The sequence below is a fragment of the Methylobacterium sp. CM6247 genome (assembly GCF_054817925.1).
Genome location: NZ_JBTXKX010000003.1, coordinates 2,730,685 through 2,752,302, shown reverse-complemented (window position 1 = coordinate 2,752,302; position 21,618 = coordinate 2,730,685). Strand labels below are relative to the sequence as shown.

Annotated in this window: 22 protein-coding genes; 13 read left to right on the top strand and 9 right to left on the bottom strand. The window is 65.3% G+C overall.

Going from position 1 to position 21,618, the window contains the following annotated elements; all coding sequences use genetic code 11:
- The first annotated feature begins 24 nt into the window (after positions 1-24).
- The 7 genes from recQ to ACYQOP_RS13865 all read left to right on the top strand — a co-directional run bounded on the left by recQ (position 25) and on the right by ACYQOP_RS13865 (position 7,652).
- The gene (recQ, locus tag ACYQOP_RS13895) at positions 25-1,866 is read left to right on the top strand and encodes a DNA helicase RecQ (RefSeq protein ID WP_056424759.1); all 1,842 of its coding nucleotides are present in this window, start codon (positions 25-27) and stop codon (positions 1,864-1,866) included.
- Positions 1,867-2,133: 267 nt separating this feature from the next.
- Positions 2,134-3,279, top strand: a complete 1,146-nt coding sequence (locus ACYQOP_RS13890) for a hydrolase (RefSeq protein ID WP_461225318.1) — start codon at positions 2,134-2,136, stop codon at positions 3,277-3,279.
- Positions 3,280-3,436: 157 nt separating this feature from the next.
- Positions 3,437-5,656 carry a phosphoribosylformylglycinamidine synthase subunit PurL gene (gene purL, locus ACYQOP_RS13885; RefSeq protein ID WP_461222730.1) on the top strand — a complete coding sequence of 740 codons (2,220 nt, stop codon included), beginning with the start codon at positions 3,437-3,439 and terminating at the stop codon, positions 5,654-5,656.
- A 26-nt stretch (positions 5,657-5,682) separates the two neighbouring features.
- Positions 5,683-5,919, top strand: coding sequence for a BolA family protein (locus tag ACYQOP_RS13880; protein WP_018042619.1), 237 nt, complete (start codon positions 5,683-5,685; stop codon positions 5,917-5,919).
- 22 nt (positions 5,920-5,941) lie between these two features.
- Positions 5,942-6,448: a DUF29 domain-containing protein gene (locus ACYQOP_RS13875; protein WP_461222729.1), complete on the top strand. Its 507-nt coding sequence runs from the start codon at positions 5,942-5,944 to the stop codon at positions 6,446-6,448.
- A gap of 27 nt (positions 6,449-6,475) precedes the next feature.
- Positions 6,476-6,817: a Grx4 family monothiol glutaredoxin gene (gene grxD, locus ACYQOP_RS13870; protein WP_056424753.1), complete on the top strand. Its 342-nt coding sequence runs from the start codon at positions 6,476-6,478 to the stop codon at positions 6,815-6,817.
- A gap of 619 nt (positions 6,818-7,436) precedes the next feature.
- A complete protein-coding gene (locus tag ACYQOP_RS13865; RefSeq protein WP_056454960.1) occupies positions 7,437-7,652 on the top strand; it encodes a hypothetical protein in 216 nt (71 codons plus the stop codon).
- A gap of 30 nt (positions 7,653-7,682) precedes the next feature.
- Here ACYQOP_RS13865 and ACYQOP_RS13860 read toward each other — a convergent pair whose 3' ends face one another.
- Positions 7,683-8,507, bottom strand: coding sequence for a hypothetical protein (locus ACYQOP_RS13860; protein WP_461222728.1), 825 nt, complete (start codon positions 8,505-8,507; stop codon positions 7,683-7,685).
- Positions 8,508-8,658: 151 nt separating this feature from the next.
- Between ACYQOP_RS13860 and ACYQOP_RS13855 the strand changes: the two genes are divergently transcribed.
- Positions 8,659-8,988 (top strand): porin, encoded by a 330-nt coding sequence (locus ACYQOP_RS13855; protein ID WP_461222727.1) that lies wholly within the window; start codon positions 8,659-8,661, stop codon positions 8,986-8,988.
- Between the two features lie 4 nt (positions 8,989-8,992).
- Here the strand turns inward: ACYQOP_RS13855 and ACYQOP_RS13850 are convergent, their stop codons facing one another.
- The 3 genes from ACYQOP_RS13850 to ACYQOP_RS13840 are packed head-to-tail and all read right to left on the bottom strand — an operon-like array spanning position 8,993 to position 11,073.
- Positions 8,993-9,481 (bottom strand): hypothetical protein, encoded by a 489-nt coding sequence (locus tag ACYQOP_RS13850; RefSeq protein ID WP_461222726.1) that lies wholly within the window; start codon positions 9,479-9,481, stop codon positions 8,993-8,995.
- Complete coding sequence (locus ACYQOP_RS13845) at positions 9,465-9,893, bottom strand: rod-binding protein (protein ID WP_311274873.1); 429 nt, start codon at positions 9,891-9,893, stop codon at positions 9,465-9,467. Before ACYQOP_RS13845 ends, ACYQOP_RS13850 begins: the two co-directional genes overlap by 17 nt.
- A 40-nt stretch (positions 9,894-9,933) precedes the next feature.
- Positions 9,934-11,073: a flagellar basal body P-ring protein FlgI gene (locus ACYQOP_RS13840; protein WP_056424736.1), complete on the bottom strand. Its 1,140-nt coding sequence runs from the start codon at positions 11,071-11,073 to the stop codon at positions 9,934-9,936.
- A 282-nt stretch (positions 11,074-11,355) separates the two neighbouring features.
- Between ACYQOP_RS13840 and ACYQOP_RS13835 the strand changes: the two genes are divergently transcribed.
- Positions 11,356-11,787 (top strand): flagellar assembly protein FliX, encoded by a 432-nt coding sequence (locus ACYQOP_RS13835; protein ID WP_461222725.1) that lies wholly within the window; start codon positions 11,356-11,358, stop codon positions 11,785-11,787.
- A 33-nt stretch (positions 11,788-11,820) separates the two neighbouring features.
- Here ACYQOP_RS13835 and ACYQOP_RS13830 read toward each other — a convergent pair whose 3' ends face one another.
- The gene (locus ACYQOP_RS13830) at positions 11,821-14,829 is read right to left on the bottom strand and encodes a PAS domain-containing protein (protein WP_461225316.1); all 3,009 of its coding nucleotides are present in this window, start codon (positions 14,827-14,829) and stop codon (positions 11,821-11,823) included.
- A gap of 478 nt (positions 14,830-15,307) precedes the next feature.
- Between ACYQOP_RS13830 and dksA the strand changes: the two genes are divergently transcribed.
- Complete coding sequence (dksA, locus tag ACYQOP_RS13825) at positions 15,308-15,727, top strand: RNA polymerase-binding protein DksA (protein ID WP_056424729.1); 420 nt, start codon at positions 15,308-15,310, stop codon at positions 15,725-15,727.
- A gap of 203 nt (positions 15,728-15,930) precedes the next feature.
- The gene (locus tag ACYQOP_RS13820) at positions 15,931-16,107 is read left to right on the top strand and encodes a hypothetical protein (RefSeq protein ID WP_200919058.1); all 177 of its coding nucleotides are present in this window, start codon (positions 15,931-15,933) and stop codon (positions 16,105-16,107) included.
- 15 nt (positions 16,108-16,122) lie between these two features.
- Here the strand turns inward: ACYQOP_RS13820 and flgH are convergent, their stop codons facing one another.
- From flgH to flgF, 4 genes are all read right to left on the bottom strand, one after another.
- The gene (flgH, locus tag ACYQOP_RS13815; RefSeq protein ID WP_056424727.1) at positions 16,123-16,890 is read right to left on the bottom strand and encodes a flagellar basal body L-ring protein FlgH; all 768 of its coding nucleotides are present in this window, start codon (positions 16,888-16,890) and stop codon (positions 16,123-16,125) included.
- A gap of 37 nt (positions 16,891-16,927) precedes the next feature.
- Entirely contained in the window at positions 16,928-17,977 is a 1,050-nt protein-coding gene (gene flgA / locus ACYQOP_RS13810) for a flagellar basal body P-ring formation chaperone FlgA (protein WP_461222724.1), read from the bottom strand.
- 75 nt (positions 17,978-18,052) lie between these two features.
- Positions 18,053-18,844 (bottom strand): flagellar basal-body rod protein FlgG, encoded by a 792-nt coding sequence (gene flgG / locus ACYQOP_RS13805; RefSeq protein ID WP_461222723.1) that lies wholly within the window; start codon positions 18,842-18,844, stop codon positions 18,053-18,055.
- 12 nt (positions 18,845-18,856) lie between these two features.
- The gene (gene flgF / locus ACYQOP_RS13800) at positions 18,857-19,597 is read right to left on the bottom strand and encodes a flagellar basal-body rod protein FlgF (protein ID WP_056424716.1); all 741 of its coding nucleotides are present in this window, start codon (positions 19,595-19,597) and stop codon (positions 18,857-18,859) included.
- A gap of 272 nt (positions 19,598-19,869) precedes the next feature.
- On the opposite strand from flgF, the gene fliL reads away from it, so the two are divergent.
- Both fliL and fliM read left to right on the top strand, forming a co-directional pair.
- Entirely contained in the window at positions 19,870-20,370 is a 501-nt protein-coding gene (gene fliL / locus ACYQOP_RS13795) for a flagellar basal body-associated protein FliL (protein ID WP_056424713.1), read from the top strand.
- Positions 20,371-20,397: 27 nt separating this feature from the next.
- A complete protein-coding gene (gene fliM, locus ACYQOP_RS13790) occupies positions 20,398-21,615 on the top strand; it encodes a flagellar motor switch protein FliM (RefSeq protein ID WP_056424709.1) in 1,218 nt (405 codons plus the stop codon).
- Positions 21,616-21,618: the final 3 nt, after the last annotated feature.

Genomic DNA, 21,618 nt, shown 5'->3' with positions numbered 1-21,618 from the left:
CCTGACCGCGATGACGGGCCCTGCATGACCGACCGCCTCGACGAAGCTCGACGCGCCCTCAAGAAGACCTTCGGCTACGACGATTTCCGGCCCGGACAGGACGAGGTGATCGGTGCCGTCCTCGATGGGACAGACGTGTTCGCGGTGATGCCGACGGGCTCGGGCAAGTCGATGACCTATCAGCTGCCGGCCCTGGTCGAATCCTCACTCACGGTGGTCGTGTCGCCGCTGATCGCCCTGATGCACGATCAGGTCCAGCAGATGATCGGTTTCGGCGTCGAAGCAGCGACCCTGAACTCATCGGTGGCGGAGGCGACGTCGCGGGAGACCTGGCGAAAGATCCGCAGCGGCGATCTACGGCTCCTCTTCGTCTCGCCTGAGCGGCTGATGATGGAAGGGCTGATGGATGCCCTGCGCGGGGCGGGCGTCCGGCGGCTGGCCGTGGACGAGGCTCATTGCGTCTCGCAATGGGGCCATGATTTCCGCCCGGAATACCGCGACCTCTCCAAGGCGCGCGAGGCATTGGGGAATGTCCAGACCGTGGCGCTCACCGCCACCGCCGACAAGGCGACGCGGGCCGATATCACCGAGCGGCTGTTTCCGGCCGGCCGCGACCTGAAGGCCTTCGTGCATTCCTTCGACCGGCCGAACATCCGGCTGACTTTCACGCCGAAGGACAACCCAACCCGCCAGATCGAGCGCTTCCTGCGCCACCGCCGCTCCGAGAGTGGGATCATTTACTGCTCGTCGAGGAAGCGCACGGAGCAGCTCGCGGAGGTGCTCGCCAAGGATGGGTTCAACGCCCTCCCCTACCATGCCGGCCTCGACCAGGGCACGCGCATGAAGAACCAGGACACGTTCCTGCAGGAGGATGGGGTGGTGATGACCGCCACCGTCGCCTTCGGCATGGGCATCAACAAGCCGGACGTGCGCTTCGTCTGCCACGCCGACATGCCCTCCAATGTCGAGGGCTACTATCAGGAGATCGGCCGCGCCGGCCGCGACGGCCTGCCCGCCGACACGCTCACGATCTACGGCCTCGACGACATGTCGCTCCGCCGCCGGCAGATCGACGAGAAGGACGTTCCGGACGAGCGCCGCCGGGTCGAGCGGCGCAAGCTGGAGGCGATGATCGCGCTTTGCGAGGGCGCAACTTGCCGGCGGCAATCCTTGCTCGGCTATTTCGGGGAGGCGAGCGAGCCCTGCGGGCGTTGCGACCTCTGCCGCAGTGGCATCTCGCTCATCGACGCCACCGTGCCGGCGCAGAAGCTGCTCTCGGCCATCGTCCGTACGGGGCAGCGTTTCGGCGCCGCCTATGTCTGCGACGTCGTCCACGGCAAGGAAACCGACACGATTCGGCGCAACGGCCACACGGCGCTGAAGACCTTCGGCGTCGGTGCCGACAAGCCGCTCCCGGCATGGCGGGCAATGCTGCGCCAGCTCTTTGCAGCCGGGGCCGTGGCGGAGAACGACGACGGGTTCGGCGGGCTCTCCCTGACCGAGAAGGGCGAAGCCATCCTGTTCGGCCGTGAAGCGATCCAGATGCGGCCGGACCCGGAGCCGAAGGTGGCCGAGCCGCGTGACCGCAAGCGCAGCGGCGCGGCGCGCGAAGATGCGACCCTCGATCTCGATCCGGCGACGGAAGCTTTGTTCCAGCATCTCAGGGGCCTGCGTGCCACCATCGCCCGCGGCGAAGGCATCGCCGCCTTCATGGTCTTTCCCGACCGCACGCTGATCGAGATGGCCAAGGCCAAGCCCGTCGACCTCTACGCCTTGCGGACGGTGCACGGAGTCGGTGAGCGCAAGCGCGACGCCTATGGCGACCGCTTCGTCACCGCCATCGCGGAATACCTTGCGCACGGCTAGCGCTGGACCCGAGCATGTTGGGCCGGGACAAAGCTCCAGCCCCTTGTTGTGCCGCGCTCTTTTCCGCCGAACCGGCATCCACTTCGGCGGAGAGCGTTCTCGACCGACACAGCCTGATGCGGTTTCGCACTCGTATCGTGCCGGCCAGTTCGTGTAGGCAGCGGATTCGGCGCCCCGCTCGCGCCTGTCTTCCACACAGTCACGGATACCAGCCCCATCGCCTCCGAACCGCCGGCCCCCGACACCTTGCCTCGCCAGGTCTTCTACATGCCGGGTTTCGACCCGCGTGAACCCGAGACCTATTGGGGCCTCTTCCGGCGGGAGAGCCGGCTGACCGCCGTCCGGCGCGGCATGACCATCACCGTGAGCGATCCGGAACGGTCCGCCGACGGATTGCGTCTCGACTGGCGCGTGGAGGCGGATGGCGCGCCGACGCGCTACACCCTGCTGCGCTGGGACGACATCGTCCGCGCCCGGTTTCCACGTTCGACCCTGCGCCGGCTCGTCGAGGTGCCCGCACTCTGGTGGCGGCTCTTACGGGACGGCTACCCGAAGCGATTCCGTCGCGAGGCGAAGCGCTTCGCCCGCGTGATCATCGGCGTCCACGCGATCTATGCCGCCCTGGTGGTCCTCTCCCTCGTCCTCGCGGCTTTGCCGGCCTGGCTCGGACCGGAGCAATGGCGACCCTGGAGCCTCGCGGCGATCCCCATTCTCGCCTACGGGATTCATCTCGGCCTGATGGCGGTGACACGGGGCAAGCCGTTCTACGTCGCCCATCTGGTGGACGATACCGCCTTCACCTACGACCATGCCAGCGGCGCCGAGACCCGGATGCGCGCGCGCCTCGACGCCTTCGCGACCGAGATCCAGGCCGCCGAGGGCCATGCCTCCGAGATCGTCGTCATCGGCCATTCCTCGTCGAGCTTTCTCGGCATTGAGGCCCTCGACCGGATCCTCACCCGCGATCCGGATTTCGGCTTGCGCGGCACGCCCGTCTCCTTCGTCAGCATCGGCAGCGTGATCCCCTGGATCACCCTCGATGCGCCGGCCAAAGAGATGCGCGCAGCGCTCTCCCGGGTGGCGGCGGCACCGGCGATTCGCTGGATCGATGTGCGCGCGAAATGGGACTGGCTCTCGGTCCACGATCGCGACGTGCTCACCGCCTCCGGTGTCCCGTCGCTTGCCGGGCACCAGCCGGTGGAGATCCATGTCCGCATCACCGATCTGATCGAGCGCAAGATCATCGCCCGGCGCAAGTGGAACCTGTTCCGCATGCATTTCCAGCTTCTGATGTCGAGCCTGAACCCGGAGGCGTTCGATTACGTCGCCTTCGTCGCCGGGCCGGAGCCTATCCACAGCATCATCGACCGCTGTCGCGGAGCGGGTGTCCTGCCCCCGTCCAAAGCGGCCTGACGGCGCTTTTCCACGAGAGCGCATGGCCGGACGCCGCGATGACGTGTTGCCAGCACAGGCGCTTACACTCTAGAGCCGACCCAACTAGGTTCACCTCGCGCGACTTCCGTCCATGGGAGGCCGCCCGAGTGGAGCCTGAGCGGTCGAGAGGGCTCGCATGTTCCGCAACGATGTTCCGATCACCCCTGAACTGGTGCGCCAGCATGGACTGACGCCGGACGAGTATGAGCGTTTTCGTGGCCTCATCGACCGCGACCCGACGCTGACCGAACTCGGCATCGTCTCGGCCATGTGGAACGAGCACTGCTCCTACAAGTCCTCCCGCAAGCATCTGCGCGGGCTGCCGACCTCGGCGCCGTGGGTGATTCAGGGGCCGGGCGAGAATGCGGGTATCATCGATATCGGAGACGGTCTGGCCTGCGTCTTCAAGATGGAAAGCCACAACCACCCGAGCTTCATCGAGCCCTACCAGGGCGCGGCGACCGGGGTCGGCGGCATTCTGCGTGACGTGTTCACCATGGGCGCCCGGCCCATCGCGGCGCTGAACGCGCTCCGCTTCGGCTCGCCGGACCATCCCCGCACACGCCACCTCGTCTCCGGCGTGGTGGCGGGCATCGGCGGCTACGGCAATTCCTTCGGCGTTCCCACCGTGGGCGGCGCCGTCGGCTTCCACCCGCGCTACGACGGCAACATCCTCGTCAATGCCATGGCGGTGGGCCTCGCCCGCACCGATGCGATCTTCTACGCGGCGGCCACGGGCGTCGGGAATCCGATCGTCTATCTCGGCTCGAAGACCGGCCGCGACGGCATCCACGGCGCCAGCATGGCTTCGGCCGAGTTCGACGACGCCTCTGAATCGAAGCGGCCCACGGTGCAGGTCGGTGATCCCTTCGCCGAGAAGCTGCTGCTCGAAGCCTGCCTCGAACTGATGGCGACGGGGGCCGTCATCGCGATCCAGGACATGGGTGCGGCCGGCCTCACCTGCTCGGCCGTCGAGATGGGCGCCAAGGGCGATCTCGGCGTGGAACTCCACATCGAGAAGGTGCCGGCCCGCGAAGAGAATATGAGCGCCTACGAGATGATGCTCTCGGAGAGCCAGGAGCGCATGCTCATGGTGCTCAAGCCCGGTATGGAAGCGGAAGCCGAGGCCATTTTCGTGAAATGGGGCCTCGATTTCGCGATCATCGGGCACACCACCGATACGCTGCGCTTCGTGGTGAAGCATGACGGCGTGACCATGGCCGACCTGCCGATCAAGGAACTCGGTGACGAAGCCCCGCTCTACGACCGCCCTCATATCGCCAATACGCACCAGCCGGTCATCGCCGCTGCCGACGTGCCCGCGCCGATCGGCAATGCCGAGGCCCTGAAGAAGCTGGTCGGCTCCCCCGACCTGTCGTCGAAGCGCTGGGTCTACGAGCAATACGACCACTTCATCGGTGGCAACACCGTGCAGAAGCCCGGTGGCGACGCCGCCATCGTGCGCGTCGAGGACGGCCCCAAGGGACTCGCCCTCACCGCCGACGTCACGCCGCGCTATTGCGAGGCCGATCCGGTCCAGGGCGGTCGGCAGGCCGTGGCGGAAGCTTGGCGCAACATCACGGCGGTGGGCGCGAAGCCTCTCGCCATCACCGACAACCTGAATTTCGGCAACCCGGAGAAGCCGGAAGTGATGGGTCAGCTGGTCGGCTGCCTCAAGGGCATCGGCGAGGCCTGCCTCGCCCTCGACTTCCCCGTCGTCTCCGGCAACGTCTCGCTCTACAACGAGACCAACGGCGTCGGCATCCTGCCGACCCCGACGATCGGCGGCGTCGGCCTCCTCGACGACGTGACGAAGCATGCAACGCTCTCGCTGAAGCGCGACGGCGACATGCTGGTCCTGGTCGGCGCGACGGAGGGCTGGCTCGGCCAGTCGGTCTATCTCTCGGTAGTCTCCGGCCGCGAAGACGGTGCGCCGCCGCCGGTCGACCTCGCGGTCGAGCGACGCAATGGCGATTTCGTCCGCAGCCTCATCGTCTCCGGGCTCGTCGACACGGTGCACGACCTGTCAGATGGCGGCCTTGCCGTGGCCTTGGCCGAGATGGCCATCGCCGGTGACATCGGCGCGACGCTACCGGAAGCGCCGGCCGGTCTACCTGCGCATGCTTATCTCTTCGGAGAAGACCAGGCCCGCTATCTCCTCAGCGTGGATCCCGAAAACGTGCCGGACCTTCTCTACAGCGCGAACGCGCAAGGCATCCCGGCCGCTGTCATCGGCCTCACCGGGGGGCAGGATTTGACCTTGCCCGCGGGTGAAACCATATCCGTCGCGGATCTCCGCGAGGCGCATGAAGGCTGGCTGCCGACCTACATGGCGACCCGGCCTGCCGCGGTCTGAACGTCACTCGAAAGGGATTAAGTCCGATGCCGATGGATGCGCGCGATATCGAGGCCATGATCCGCGAGGCGCTGCCCGACGCCACGATCGAGATCAAGGACCTTGCCGGCGACGGCGACCACTACGCCGCGACGGTCATATCCTCGGCTTTCAAGGGCAAGACTCGCGTGGCGCAGCACCAGCTCGTCTACGGGGCGCTCCAGGGGCGGATGGGGGGCGTGCTCCACGCCCTTGCGCTCACGACGGGCGTCCCTCAGGATTAAGGGCGATCAACGAGGCGTCCCCATGGACCAGCCGAGCCTTTACGACGACGATGCCGTGGCCTGGGCAATGGAACAGGCTGTAGCTCTGCGCGCGGTTGGACAGCGCCCGGAATTATCGAATGTTCTCGATTGGCATAATGTAGTCGAGGAGATCGAGAGCGCCGGGCGATCCGAGATCGATCGTGTCGAGAGCGCGCTTTCCCAGGTGCTCATTCACATTTTGAAGTACGTCTCTGCGCCTACGGCTCAATCGACCCGGTCATGGCGCAAGGAGGTCATCGTTTGGCATGCGTCGGCTGCGCGCAACTACAGGCCCTCGATGCGTCAGCGGATCGACTGGCAACGCTTGTGGAGCATATCGGTAAAGCTCGCCGACGCGTCGCTCAACGTGTTTGGAGAATCCCTGCCCGGCGGCCTCCCGGACATCATGCCTTTCACGCCCGAGGAACTCACCTCGCTCGACTTCGATATGGACCGCGGCCTCGAGCGTCTTGCAGCCGTATTGAAACCGGCGCCCGACCATCACTAGATCAGGCCAGTAACAAGGAACATCGCAATGACCGACGCCAACACCGCCATCAAGACCGAAATCGACTCCCAGGACGTGGTCGTGTTCATGAAAGGCACGCCGCAATTCCCCATGTGCGGCTTTTCCGGCCAGGTCGTGCAGATCCTCAATTACCTGGAAGTGCCGTTCAAGGGCGTGAATGTCCTCGACGACATGGCGATCCGCGACGGCATCAAGGCGTTCTCGAACTGGCCGACCATTCCGCAGATCTACGTGAAGGGCGAGTTCGTCGGCGGATGCGATATCACCCGCGAGATGTTCCAGTCCGGCGAATTGCAGCAGTTCCTGACGGAGAAGGGCATCCCGGTGAAGGCGACCGCAGTCGCCTGACACCAGCGAAGTCCGAATGGAGACGTCGATCAAGGGCGCGAGAGCGCCCTTTTTCGTGTCGATTACCCAGAGGAGGCGACGTCCCGATCTCGACAGGGCGACCTTTCCCAGGATCGTCGCCGTGATCCCCAACGAGCCGCCGAGCTTGCTCGAACCATTGCGGTGACCATGCCCAATGCTTGAATTCGAGGTACGAATATAGGGGTGCCCAGCGTCGATTCTGTTTTATTCGACGTGTTATCAAGTCACGGTCATGTCTGGGATGCCGGGACGTACGGTTCCTGACGCAATGAGCAGAAGAATACTTGTCTTTAATCGTAGATTTCGACCGGATGACGGTTCCGTGTTCACGACCAGGGGGCGGTCTGCATTGGAGACTTGCCAAAGAAGCGATAGCTTTACTCAGATAAGATTTTCGAATGACAAAAACCCTGGGTCGTCGCAGTTAGAGCTTTGATCCGGTGCGCTTTCGCACTGCGAAAACTTCGTGGCAGTGCAAAAGCAAATTAAGCGTAAATAATCAGGGTGATCGGGAACTTGTTGCCGCAATCCCCATTATTCGCTTATACGAGCCCAACGACCCCTGCGAATCCGCACGGCTCAAGGTCCGGTGACCGCAATGCCAGTGTTCGAAGCCAAGAATCTCGACGCCGATCTCGAAGGCCAAGCCCTTCTCGCGGCAATCCTGTTCCCGACACTGGAAAGCCAGGACCGTGCGCTGACGCATGGTCGGACCCGCATCACGCGCGCCAGCGCGATGGTCCATCCCATGACCATCGAGCCGCGCTTTCCGCATTCCCTGCGTGATCCGGAAATCGAGGTTCAGGTTTCCTGAAGTCGCACCCTCGTGCTCATTTCGTTCCCATCACCACGTCTGGTTCGTGATTAGCCCTTGCTTCGTCACAACGGTCCAGCCACGACCGCGCCGTTCCACCGCATCGACCTTGCCGATACCGGGAATCGTATCGCCCGGACCGACTTCCACCAGACGATGGCGGCGGTCTTCGATGACGGCAACCCCGTTATAGACCTCCCGCACGGCCCAGGTTTCGATCACGGCCGGGGCGGCGACCTTCGGTTTATCCGGGATCGAGCCGGTTTCAGTCGGCTCAGCCTGATGAGGTTTTGCGGCTTGCGGCGCCACCACCGGTGCGGCCGGAGCGGGTGCCACGGCGCGCTTTTCGATCTGAGCCGTTAGGGCCGCGATCTTCGCCGTCTGGTCGCGCTCGGTCTGGTCCTGGCGATCGCCGAGGCTCGTGATTTTTGTCACGATGGCCTGTTCCGATTTTCCGATCCGGTCGTTGAGCGTCGCGGAGCGGTTCTTCGCTTCGCTGCGAACCGATTCGGTCGCATCCTGCACCTGAGCGAGGACCCTGCCGAGTTTCTCGATGTCGGTCTGCAGACGACCGAAATCCGCGTGGCGGGCATCGAGACGGGATTGAATCTGCGTCAGGGATTCCGAGGAAAGGTTACCGTTCGGGGAGGCAAGGCTCATCGCGCCCGCACCCATGGCGAGGCCGAGAACGAGAGCCGCCGCGGCGACACCGGCGAGAAGCGGATCGATGGCCGGCAGGCGCTTGCGTGCCTCCGGTACCGGCGCCGGCCGCGTCTTGGCGCCGCTCACGGCCTGTTTCAACAGCGCTTCCGGCGACCGATCGGACGCCGCCGCCCCGATGACCTTATCCGCCATGACCCATGCTTCCCGTTTGACTGTGTCAGAAAGCATTAAGGACGTTTGTTTACCGAAAGGTTACCGTCTCGCTGTGGCGAGGTGGCATCGACCCATCGTTAAAGCTGAGCTATCCAGCATGATCGCTCGGGAATGGCGGCGAGGGAGAGGCATGGCGAGGACGATCGCGACCTATGGCCTGCTCTTCGGTATGGTCCTGGCGTCGGCCGCGCCCGCTCTCGCGCTCGAGCCACTCCGCCCCGAGCCCCAGCAAGCGGCGAAACCCTGCCCCCGCCACGGCTCCGGCTTCATTCGTATTCCCGGCTCGGACACGTGCATTCGCATTGGTGGTCGGGCGACGACGGGCCTCGCTCTCCGCTCTCGCGAAGACGGTCCCGCCTCGCGGCCGATCACCGGCGGCCGACTGGCCGTCGATACGCGCGTGGACACGGATTACGGTCCGGTCCGCACCTATGTGAGGATCGACGCGGGCGGGCGTTGAGCCGTCAGAGGCTGCGGGACAGAACCAGCGGCTGGCTCCGGGTAGCCGCGCCCCTGCCGTATGGCGAAGGCGGCTGCGAGGGACGGCCGTAGACGGTCGCCGTCCTCGACCGGCTCATATCCTCGGCCAGGGACTTGACCAGGCTTTCCGACACCGTGCGCGCCGTCGCCAGGACGATCTGGCTGGTCTCGACCACCTGAGCGAAGCGCTGGTGCGCGGATTTAAGTCCCTCGATCGAGTCCGGGGCAAAGCGCGCCAGCGCGATGGCATTGGCCTTCGCGACTTCGAGACCCTGCATATAGGACGCACCAAGAGCGGTCTTCCGCTCCGTGTCCGACAGCCCCTGGCGCAGCCGACCGGCCCTTACGTGGCTACCCTCTTCGACGAGGATGGCCTCCAGCGACTGCATCGTCTCCATGATATGGGCGATCAGCGCGTCCGCGCCGGCCTTGTCGACGATCCGTAGCGTTCTGGTCTCAGATCCGGGGTGCATTGCCGGCCTCCTGCATCTTGATCATCTCACGGTAAACCTGATCGGCAATGCCGATTCCGCCGCTCTTCACCATCTGGCCCGCATATTCTTTGGTCAGCATCGAGCGGTAGACCGCTCCGCCGGTGCCGTTATCGCCTAGCGGACCGTCGGTTCCCTCCGAGGTGGTGAGTCGCTCCAGGGTCTGTTCCAGGAACATCGTCTCGAACTCGTTGGACGCTTTCCGGGCCTTGACCTCCGCCGGGGTTTTGGCGGCCGTCGCCGACAGTCTGGCAGTCGCTGACGTCGATGCGGATTTGGCGCTTTCCTTGGCCGCGTCTTCCTTCAGGCCGTTGCCGACGGTCTTGGCGATGTCGCCGATGAGCGCGCGGCCGACGCCAATGGCGGCCTTGGCGGCGAGGGGGGCGAACAGCATGGTCAGCGCCTCTTGGGTGGGAGGAAGGAAAGGGGTTGCATCACATCACCTCGATATCGGCCTGGAGGGCGCCGGCGGCCTTGATGGCCTGGAGGATCGAGATCAGGTCGCGGGGGCCGACCCCCAGCGCGTTGAGGCCATCCACCAGCTCGCGCAGGGTGACGCCTTCCTTGACCATGGCGAGCTTGTTGCCGTCGCCGGTATCGACCTTGACCCCCGTGCGAGGCACGACGGTGGTGGTGCCGTTCGAGAGGGGTGCGGGCTGGCTCACCTGCGGCTGCTCGGTGATGGTGACGGTGAGGTTGCCCTGCGCGATGGCGACGGTGGAGACGCGCACGTCGCGGCCCATCACGATGATGCCCGAGCGCTCGTCGACGACGACCCGCGCCGTCTGGTCAGGCTCGATCTTCAGCTGCTCGATCTCGGTGACGAGGCGGATCATGTTGCCGTTGTATTTGGCGGGAATCTGCAGGGTCACGGTGGCCGGATCGGTGGGCTCGGCGGTGTCGGCGCCCATGAAGTCGTTGATCGCGGCCGCGATCCGCTTCGAGGTGGTGAAGTCCGGGTTGCGCAGGGAGAGGCGCAGGGAGCGCATGTCGTTCATCTTGAACGCCGTCTCGCGCTCGATCATCGCCCCGTTGGGGACGCGCCCATTGGTCGGAACGCCGCGGGTGATCTTCGCGGCATCGCCTTCGGCCGAGAAGCCCGCAATGGCCACCGATCCCTGCGCCAAGGCGTAGACCTCGCCATCGGCACCGAGCAGGGGCGTGACCAGGAGCGTGCCGCCTTGGAGCGACTTGGCGTCGCCCAGCGACGACACCGTGATGTCGATGCGGTTTCCCTGCGTGGCGAAGGGCGGCAAGCTCGCCGTGACCATCACGGCCGCGAGGTTCTGGGTTCGCATGGTGGCGCCCCGCGTATTCACGCCGAGGCGTTCCAGCATCGCCTGAAGCGATTGCCGGGTGAACGGGATGTTGTTGAGCGTGTCGCCGGTACCGTTGAGACCGACGACAATCCCATAGCCGACCAGCTGGTTCTGTCGGACTCCCTCGATGCTCGCGAGATCCTTCACGCGTGACAGGGCGGAAGCCTGCCCGTTCATGGCGAAGACCAGCGTCAGCAGCGCGGCTGCGCAGGCAAGGAGAGCGGAACGTTTGGGCCGGGCGATCGCGAGTGGCATGAGTCGCTTTGCTGGTCGACGGGGCATGTCGGTCAAGTCGGACATGCAGGTATGTCTGCCAGGACCGTGCCAACAGATCTGGTCTTATAAGTGACTGATAATAATTGATTTTATTGATTCTTTCTGGCGATGTCGAGGCATGGAAGGGGCGGCCTTCCCTGCCGACCCGGCAGGTTCTGCCGGCTTGTTTACCGATGATTAACCATCGAGGGCGGAATCTGCTGGCCGGAACGATCGTCGTGCCGATGCGCGAAACGACGCCCTGATTTTCGGAGACGGCCCATGCGCGTCGATAACCGCCTCGTCTCGCAGGCTTCGGCCGCTGCCTCGCCGACCGTTCGCAAGGCGGATGCGTCGCCATCCTTCATGCTGGGCCATGATACCGCGGCGACTTCCACCGCCGCCTCCACCGCATCGACCACGTCTCTGGCGGGGCTCGACGCGATCTTGACCCTCCAGGGCCAGGACGAGCAGCCCGGCGAGCGTCGCCGTCGTTTCGCCAGGCGCGGCCACGACCTTCTGGACGGTCTCGACCGGCTCAAGGCGTCGCTGGTGATGGGGCAGGTGTCGACACGTGAACTTCAGTCCATCGCGAGTCGTCTCTCGGAACGTGCGGGAACGAGCGGTGATCCGCGCCTAGATGGGCTCATCGCCGATATCGAGCTGCGTGCGGCGGTGGAACTCGCCAAACTGCAATCGGCCCAGGACAGCTGAGGGGTTACGAGCGCCCGACGACGCGCCCTCCGATCAGTTTTCCATCATCTCGCGAATACGCCCGGCCAGGATCTCCACGGGGAACGGCTTGGTGATCATCTGCATGCCCGGATCGAGCTGGCCGTTGCCGAAGATGGCGTTCTCGGCATACCCCGTGATGAACAGCACCTTGAGGCCGGGCCGGGTTTCACGCGCCTGATCGGCGAGTTGGCGACCGTTGAGGCCGGGGAGGCCGACATCGGTCACGAGCAGGTCGACGCGCTCCTGGGTCGTGAGAATCTTGAGGCCGGACAAACCGTCAGCGGCGGAGATCGCACGGTAGCCGAGGTCTTCCAGCACATCGACGATGAGGTCCCGGACCACAGTCTCGTCTTCGACGACGAGAACCGTTTCCCCGGCGCCGAGGCGAGCAAGTTCCGCGACGGCGCCGACCGCGTCCACCTCCACGACCGCTTCGATGGAGCGGGGCAGGTAGAGCTTCACTGCCGTGCCGCTCCCCACTTGGGAATCGATCTTGGCATGCCCGTCGGATTGTCGGGCAAAGCCGTAGATCATCGACAGGCCGAGGCCGGTCCCCTGCCCCAGGGGCTTCGTCGTGAAGAACGGGTCGAAAGCACGGGCAATGACATCGGCCGGCATGCCGGTGCCGGTATCCGACACGACGATGCAGACATATGGGCCCGGCTCCACCCCCGGATGCAGGCGGGCATAGGCTCGGTCGAGTTCGGTGTTGCTGGTCTCGATGCGGAGCCGGCCTCCATCCGGCATCGCATCGCGGGCGTTGATCGCCAGATTGAGGATGGCGTTCTCGAGCTGGTGCGGATCGCACAAGGTCGGCCAGAGCCCCTTCCCCATGGCGATGTCGAGAGCGATCGTCTCGCCCATTGTCCGGCGCAGGAGATCTTCGAGCGACGCGATGAGCGCGTTGGCATCCACTAGTTTCGGATCGAGCGGCTGGCGCCTTGCGAAGGCGAGAAGCCGGTGGGTCAGTGCGGCTGCCCGGTTGGCCGAGGACATCGCCGCCTTGGCGTAGCGCTCGATATTCTCCATCCGCCCCTGCGACAGGCGGGTCTGCATCATGTCGAGGGAGCCGACGATCCCGGTCAGGAGGTTGTTGAAATCGTGGGCGATGCCCCCGGTGAGCTGGCCCACGGCCTCCATCTTCTGGGCTTGGCGCAGGGCATCCTCGGCGAGTTCCAGGGCAGCGGCCTGTTCGCGCTCCGCCGTGGTGTTGCGCCCGCTGGCATAGATCCGTCCGTCCTCGAACGCCCCCGTCCAGGCGAACCAGCGATAGCTGCCGTCGGCATGGCGCAGACGGAGGTCGAAAGGAGCGGTGAGCGGTTCGGCGACAATGGCCGAGAAGGTCGAGCAGACGGCATCGCGGTCTTCGGGATGGGCGAGTTCCGCGAAGGACCGTCCGGTGAGAGCGTCGGAAGTCCAGCCGAGAAGCGTCGTCCACGCCGTGTTCACCGCCGCGATCCGGCTGTCGGCTTCGGTGACCATCAACAGGTCCTGTGACAAGCGCCAGGCCCGGTCGCGCTCCTCGGTCCGCTCCTGCACCTCCTTCGTGCGGGCCTGGACCTGCTGTTCCAGTGTCTCGTTGAGGCGTCTCAGGGCATCTTCCGCCTGGGCCCTGTCGGTGACGTCGTGACCCTCGGCGAAGATGCCGCTGACCGTTCCGTCGGCTTCCGTGATCGGCTGATAGACGAGGTTGACGACGCGCTGTTCGAGGCCGCCCTCCCGTCCGAACTGAACCGTCACGGTCATGTTACGCCCGATGAAGGGCCTGCCCGTCGCATAGACCTCGTCGAGGAGCTCGAAGAAGCCCTGGCCCTCGACCTCGGGCAATGCCTCACGGACGGCGATCCCGATGATGTCGCGATGGCCGATGAGCTGAAGATAGGCCTCGTTCGTATACTCGAAAACGTGCGTCGGGCCGCTCAGGACGCACATGAAGCCGGGCGCGTCCTTGAACAGAGACCGCATGCGGTCGCGCTCGGCCGTCCGCTGCCGCACCTCGGAAAGAAGGGCGTCGTTGGCCTGCCTCAGGGCTTCGGCCGCCTCCTGCCGCATGCGGACGGCTTCGGCCAGGACGGCGTTGCGCCGCCGCTCGGCCTCGTAGGCGGAAACGCTGGCGAGGCTCGACGAGATCTGGCCGGCGAGAAGCTTGAGGAAGCTGAGATAATCCGCATCGAAGGGCCGGTGCGGATTGAGGCCGACCGTGACGATGCCCAGCGGTGCGCTTCCACCCTGTCCGACGAGGGGCAGCGTCACTGCCCTCGCCGGCGGCCTCGACCAATCGCCCGTGGGCCAGTTCTGCGCCTGATCGAGATCGATGATCCTCTCGCCTTGGGTGCCGCCGAACCATTCGGCGAGGGGGCCCGCAGGATCGATCACACCCGGCAATGCGGGATGGTCCCGGGATATTCCGGTGGTGGAGGCGAGATGGGCGAGGTTGCCCCCCTCGAAGAGATGGATGGCACTGAAGGGAAGATCTCGACGCGCCACGCCTAAACTGGCCTCGACCGCACTGAGGACGTCGGGGCGGGATTCCGCACGCGCGAGGCTCTCTCCCAGAAGGCGTAGGATACCGAGCCGGCGCTCGCTGATGACCCGGTCGGTCTCTTCGCTGACCGCGCAGAACAGGCCGCCCACCGATCCGTCATCGTCGATGACGGGGCTGTACGAGAAGGTGTGATAGGTCTCCTCGGGATAGCCGTTGCGCTCCAGAAGAAGCAGCAACCCACGGTCCCAGGTCGCTTCGCCGTGATCGTAGACGCTGCGGATCCGTTCCTCGATGTCGTCCCAGATCTCGGCCCAGAGGATCCGGGTGGGTTTGGCCAGGGAATCCGGGTGCTTGAGGCCGAGGGTCGGGCGGTAGGCATCGTTGTAGAAAAACGCGATGTCCGGCCCCCAGCCGAGCCACATCTCGAATCTCGAGGTCAGCAGGATCCGCAAGGCGACCTTCAGCGCCTCCGGCCAGCCTTCCGGCGAGCCGAGAGGGGTCAGTGACCAGTCCTTGGCCCGCATCAGGGCCGCCATCTCGCTGCCGCCTACGAAGATCTCCGAATGTTCTTTGATCGGCTTCGGCAAAGATCGGCTTTCCGGCACTCTCAGGGCCTCGGTTGCACGCTTAAGGCGAGATCGAGCCGTCGGTCACCGGACCAGCGCGAACGAGACAGGTATAGGTCACGACGGTCCAGCCGCATACCGGCCGTACCGCTCCGGCGACAGCCATTCGCGCAACCTGTCCGACTGCGTACGGTCTCGATTGCCACCGCTATGGCCCAATCTGACGCGCCGTCACCCGACCCCGATAATCCTCGGCGACCGGGTAGAACCGCCACCGACGCCCCCCGCCGGGAGGATGCACCCGTTGCGTGTTTGTCGCATGGTATACGCATCATGAAATCAGATGAGGTTCGGGACGTCGGGTGCGTTGTAGTGTGGGGCGCCCTCAAGTATAGGCACGCGAAACATCGCCGCGTACCGGCTGTGACGGACTTGCGAAGGGGCGAGGATGGCGACAGTCAAGATCGAAGACGGATATGTTCCGTCTGAGAACGAGCCGTTCATGAACGATCGGCAGCGTGAGTATTTCCGCCGCAAGCTGGTGGGTTGGAAGGCCGATATCCTGCGCGAGGCGCAGGATACACTCGTCGCACTTCAGACCGAGAACGAGAACCATCCCGATCTCGCCGATCGCGCGTCGTCCGAAACCGATAGGGCCATCGAGTTGCGGGCGCGGGATCGGCAGCGCAAGCTCACCGGCAAGATCGACGCGGCGCTCGCCCGTCTCGAGGACGGAAGCTACGGATTTTGCGAGGAAACCGGCGAGCCGATCTCGTTGAAGCGGCTCGATGCCCGGCCCATCGCCACCCTCTCCCTGGAAGCGCAGGAGCGCCACGAGCGGCGCGAGCGTGTCTATCGGGACGAGTAGCACCAACCTCACGTCATCAACCGGCTCTATCGGGGCTGGCATCGGTGATCAAGCATTGCGGACACCGGAGCCCGAGCTTTCGATCCGATTGTCGAGGCCCGATATCCGGCGTAAGCTTGGCAGGGCATTGACTTTCTGCGCCGGAACCTTCGCGCTCATCTCGTGATTACTGATACGACTTCGCGTCGATCAAGGATCCCGAAATGGACAATGAAGTTCTGATCCTGGTGCTTGCGCTCGCCACCTTCGCTCTCGTGATCGGGGTGGCGATGTGGCAGCGCCGCCGTGTCGCCGCGCTCAAGAAAGATCCCGAACGCTCCGCCTTCGTCGACAATCACGGCACCGCGCCGCGCCCGAACCGGCCCGGCACCGACCATTGACCGGCCTCTTCCGGCTTAGAACGGAAGCAGGATGTCGACGAGTTGCTGGCCGTAACGGGGCTGCTGCACATCGGTGATCTGACCGCGACCGCCATAGGCGATGCGGGCCTGGGCGATCTTCGAGGAATCGATCGTATTGTCGGATTCGATGTCCTCCGGCCGGACCACGCCGGCGACGATGAGTTCGCGCACCTCGAAATTGATGCGGATTTCCTGCTTGCCCTCCACGACGAGGTTGCCGTTGGGCAGGACCTGGTTGACGATCGCCGCGATGTTGGTCGTCACCGTCTCGTTGCGCTGGACCGACCCCGAACCATCGCTCGATGAGGTCGATGTCCCGGCGATCAGCTTGTCGGGGCTGATCCCGGCGGCGGCGACGGCGGCGCTGCTCTCCAGGCCGAAAGCGTTGGGAAGGCCCATTCCTTCCGCATTGGAGCGGGAGCGCTTCGTCTCGTTGTTCAGGTTGGCGCGGTCGGTGACGTTCACCTTGATCGTCACGAGATCGCCGATCCGGGCGGCGCGCTGATCCTTGAAGAAGGCGCGCGATCCCGTCCGCCACAGGGAGTTCGGTGCGTAGGAGACCGGCTGGACGTCCGGCATCGGCAGGCGCACCGGGCGGTAGCCCGGCTGCGAAGTCGGGTCCTCGATGGCCGAGAGCGTAGGCGTGGCGCCGACCTGCGACAGCCGATCGACCGTATTGCAAGCGCCAAGGGCCGACGAGACCAGCACGGCAGCGGCAAGCGAGAGCGGCTTGAAGGTGAGGCGGGTGGTGCGGTTGGTCATGGGAGCCAGCTTTTTTCCTAGAGGCGATCGGGTGGGATCAGCGGGCGGCGTCGAACGCCGCGCTGGCCTGGCGGCCGAGGCTGGCGGGCGAGCTGACCGAGACGCGGCCGGGGCCGATCACGGTGGCGGCGAGGGATTTCTTGGAGACGGGATTGGTGACGGTGATCGCGGCACCGAGGCGGCCGTTCTCGTTGGCCTGGCCGCGTAGGGAGAGGTTGAGGCCGGGGGCATCGAACACGATGGTCACGGCCTCGCCACGCTGGACCATATCCGCCGGTGCGACGTCGCCGGATCGGAGAATGGAGCCGGCACTCAGGCTGCGCTGTGCGACCTGGCCGATGGAGACGACCGACCCGGCCTGGGCGTCGGTGGGCGTCGCCTCCCGGGGGCGGCGCTCGATGGTGACGTCGGCGGCGCTCACTGTGTCGCCGCGATTGAGTGTGCGGGAGAGAATCTGGACCTCGCGGATTTCCTGCACGAGTCCGGCGACGCGCAGGGATGCCTGACGCTCGCCCAGGGTGATGAGGGCAGCGACCCGCTTCAGGCGCGGATCGTAGGTGACGTCGAGGGCCGTCGCCTGTCCGTCGAGATCGAGGGGGGCGAGGAGAACGGTGTTCTCCCCATCGACGCGGATCGCGAGGTTGCGCGGATCGAGCCCGTAGGACGTCTCCAGCACGCGCTTGATCGCGGCCTCGATCTCGGTCGGGCCAACGCGCCGGGCAGCGCGCTGCACCGAGACCTGAGCCCGCCCGCCTGTCTCGATCTCGCCGAGCCCGAGGGGCGCGATCGCGTCGGCGATGCGGCGAGCCTGGATCGTGCCGGACGCCCCGAGCGCCGGCGCGCGGAACAGCGCGCGCTGAGCGAGATCCGCCGGCGCACCTTCCACGAGATCACCGAGGGTCAGGATGTCGCCGCGTGCGGTGACGTCGCCGCGGAGGCGGAGCCGCTGGCCGTTGTTCTCCGCGAGAACCTGCACGGTCATGAAGCAGAGGGCCGCCAGGGCGAAGAGGGCGCGCACCACGATGCCGGGGGTGAGCGTGGCGGCGCGCCGTGACTCGGCGGTGGGGATCTGTCTCAGGGCGTACATGGCATGACGCTTTCGGAGGCGGGGTAAAATGGAAGGACGAGGCCGGGACGTCAGGGGAGTGAAGCGCCCGCACCGTCAGGCGCGGAACATCTGCGACGTTGTCGAGAGCATCTGGTCGGCCGCCGTGACGACCTTCGAGTTCATCTCGTAGGCGCGCTGCGCGGCGATCAGGGACGAGATCTCGTTGACGGCGTTCACGTTCGCCTCTTCGAGGTAGCTCTGCTGCAGGTTGCCGAAGCCCTCGGCACCCGGCAGACCGTTGATGGGGGGGCCGGAGGCGGCGGTCTCGACGAACAGGTTGTCGCCGATGGATTCGAGACCGACCTTGTTGACGAAGCGGGATAGCTGGAACTGGCCGAGATTCTGCGGCGCGGTCTGACCCGGCACCGTGGCCTGGATCGAACCCTGCGCGCTGATCGTCACGCTGGTCGCATTGTTGGGGACGGTGATGCCCGGATCGACGGGGTAGCCGTCGCGGGTCACCAGCTGTCCCTGTGCGGAGAGGTCGAACGAGCCGTCGCGGGTGAAGGCGATGCGGCCATCGGGCATCGTGACCCGGAACAGACCCTCGCCGCGGATGGCGACGTCGTATTCCTTCTCCGTGGATGCCAGCGGACCCTGCGACATCGTCCGGGCGGTGGAGGTCGTCTTAACGCCCGAGCCGATGGCGAGGCCGGCGGGAAGCTGGGTATTCTGGTCCGAGGTCGACGAACCGGCCCGGCGCAGGTTCTGGTAGAGCAGATCCTGGAAATGGGCGGTCTGGCGCTTGTAGCCGGTGGTCCGCAGGTTCGCGATGTTGTTCGAGATGACCTGGACGTTGAGTTCCTGGGCCGCCATGCCGGTGGCGGCAGCGTAGAGGGCGCGCATCGCCTGGGTTCCTTACGCGACGTCGGCGAGGCGGCGGATCGCCGTGCCCCGCAATTCGTCCAGGCGCGAGATCACGCCCGAGACCATGGTGTAGGTGCGGTTCACGTCCATCAGCCGGGTCATCTCGATGACGGGCTTGACGTTGGAGCGTTCGAGGGCACCCGATTCGAGGCGGCCGTTCACACCGGCGGCTACCGGAGCCGCCTGGGACGAGTAGAGGTTGGCGCCTTCGTTGGTGAGGGCCTGCGGGTTGGGGAAGGTCACCATCCGCACGCGACCACGGATGCCGAGATTGGTGGAGACCGTTCCGTCCGGACCGATGGCGATGCCGGTTTCCTGGGGGTTGATCTGGATCGGCCCACCCTCGCCCTGGACGGCATAGCCGTCGCTGGTGACGAGGTTGCCCTGAGGGTCGGTCTCGAACGCACCGTTGCGGGTGTAGCGGTCGCCGGTCGGAGTGCGGACCACGAGGAACGCCTCGCCGCGCACGGCCACATGCAGAGGATTGCCGGTCTGCTCGATCGGCCCCTGGGCGAGGTCGAGGGCCGTGCCCTGATCGATGACGTAGGAGACGCGCCGATCCTGCCGCTGGAACGAGTCGGCGCTCGCCACCGGCATCAGGTATTCCTGGAACCGTGAGCTGCGGCCCTTGAAGCCCGTGGTGGAGACGTTCGCCATGTTGTTGGCGATCACGTCGAGTTCACGCTGCAGGGCGACCTGACTGGAAACTCCGACAAACAGCGCGTTCTGCATGGATCGAAAGGCCTTGGGCTGCGACGACGTTAATCATGTCCGCACGGCCCGTGCCATCCGCCAAAAAATTGATTTGATGATGAGTATCAATTGCTTGGTGCGAGTCCGGCTTGCTCCCGTTCGCTGATCTTCCTCTCCCCACGGCAAGAACCGCCCGGCAGAATTTGCCTCCTTAACGAGGTGTTAACCGTAGCCACAGATATATCCCTCCAAGGGGTCGCGGGCACACATCGCCGAACGCACCCTGAGACGAGATCCGAAGGGGGCGCGCCATGGCCAAGAAGCCGACGAAGACCCCTTCCGCCGACGGGGAAGACGCCGAAGGCGAAGCCCCGAAGGGTGGAAAGAAGAAGATCATCATCATCGGTGCGGCCGTGCTGCTGCTGGCCGGCGGTGGTGGTGGATATTTTATGATGAAGAAGAAGGGCGGCGACGATCACGCCGCCGTCGAGGTGAAGAAGCCCCTCGTCTTCCTCGACGTGCGCGAGATGACGATCAACCTCGCCAACGACCCCGGCCAGGAAAAGCCGCGCGTGGCCAAGGTCAAGGTGTCCCTCGAACTGAAGGACGCCAAGGTAGAGAATGAGGTCAAGCCGCTGATGCCGCGCATCGAGGACACGTTCCAAGTCTACATGCGTGAGCTGCGCGCCAGCGATCTCGCCGGCTCGGCCGGCCTCTACCGGCTCCGCGAGGAACTGCTGCGGCGCGTCAATGTCGCGATCCATCCGGCACGGGCCGAGGCCGTGCTCTTCAAGGACGTGATCGTCCAGTAATCCCCCTCAACCGGTATCGAGACGGTCATGGCAGGTCCCGAAGACGAGCTCGAAGAGGACGATTGGGCAGCGGCCCTAATCGCGCAGAACGCCGAAGGCGGCGAAACCTCGCTCGCCGACGAGTGGGGCGCCGCTCTCGCCGAGCAGGGCACGAGCACGCATGCCAGCGACGTCGCCGCCGAATGGGCGACGATGATCGAGGACGGGGAGACCGACAATCTCCCCGAACTCGCCGGCAACGACCGCATCCTGAACCAGGATGAGATCGACGGCGTCCTCGGCTTCAGCCTTCGCGAATTGTCGGCATCGGGCGCCGGCGGTGTCCGCGCCATCGTCGATTCTGGCGTCGTCCAGTACGAACGCCTTCCGATGCTGGAAATCGTCTTCGACCGGATGATCCGGTTGTTGTCGACCAGCCTGCGCAACTTCTTCCAGGACAACGTCGAGGTGACCCTCGACAACATCACCTCTGTCCGCTTCGGCGATTATCTCAACGCCATTCCGCTGCCGACACTGCTCGGGGTCTTCCGGGCCGATGCCTGGGAGAATTCCGGCCTCGTCACGGTGGAATCGAACCTCGCCTACTCGACCCTCGACCTGCTGCTCGGCGGCAAGCGCGGCGGCTCGGCGACCCGACTCGACGGGCGTCCGTTCACGACCATCGAGATGCAGCTGGTGCGGCGCCTCGTGGAGATCATCCTCAGCGATCTCGAACTCTCGTTCCAGCCCCTCTCCCCGGTGCGCTTCGGCATCGACCGGATCGAGACCAACCCACGCTTCGCCACGATCACCCGGCCGGCCAACGCCGCCATCCTGATCACCCTGAAGCTCGACATGGACGGCCGCGGCGGCCAGCTCCAGATCCTGTTCCCCTACGCCACGATCGAGCCCATCCGTGAACTGCTCATGCAGAGCTTCATGGGCGAGAAGCTCGGCCGCGATCATGTCTGGGAGAGCCACCTCGCCACCGAGATCTGGCAGGCCGATGCGACGATGGACGCGGTCCTCCACGAGATGATGCTGCCGCTGAAGAAGGTGCTGTCGCTCAAGGTCGGAGACACGCTGATGTTCGATACCAAGCCCACGGACCTGATCTCCGTGCGCTGTGGCGACTGGGCCCTGACGCAGGGGCGCATCGGCCGGGTCGACGACAACATCTCGGTGCAACTCACGCGGCCGCTGCGGCGCTCGCGCACCACGTTCCAGGCCTTCGAGGCTTCTATCAACAACCGCAACGACGGGTGACCG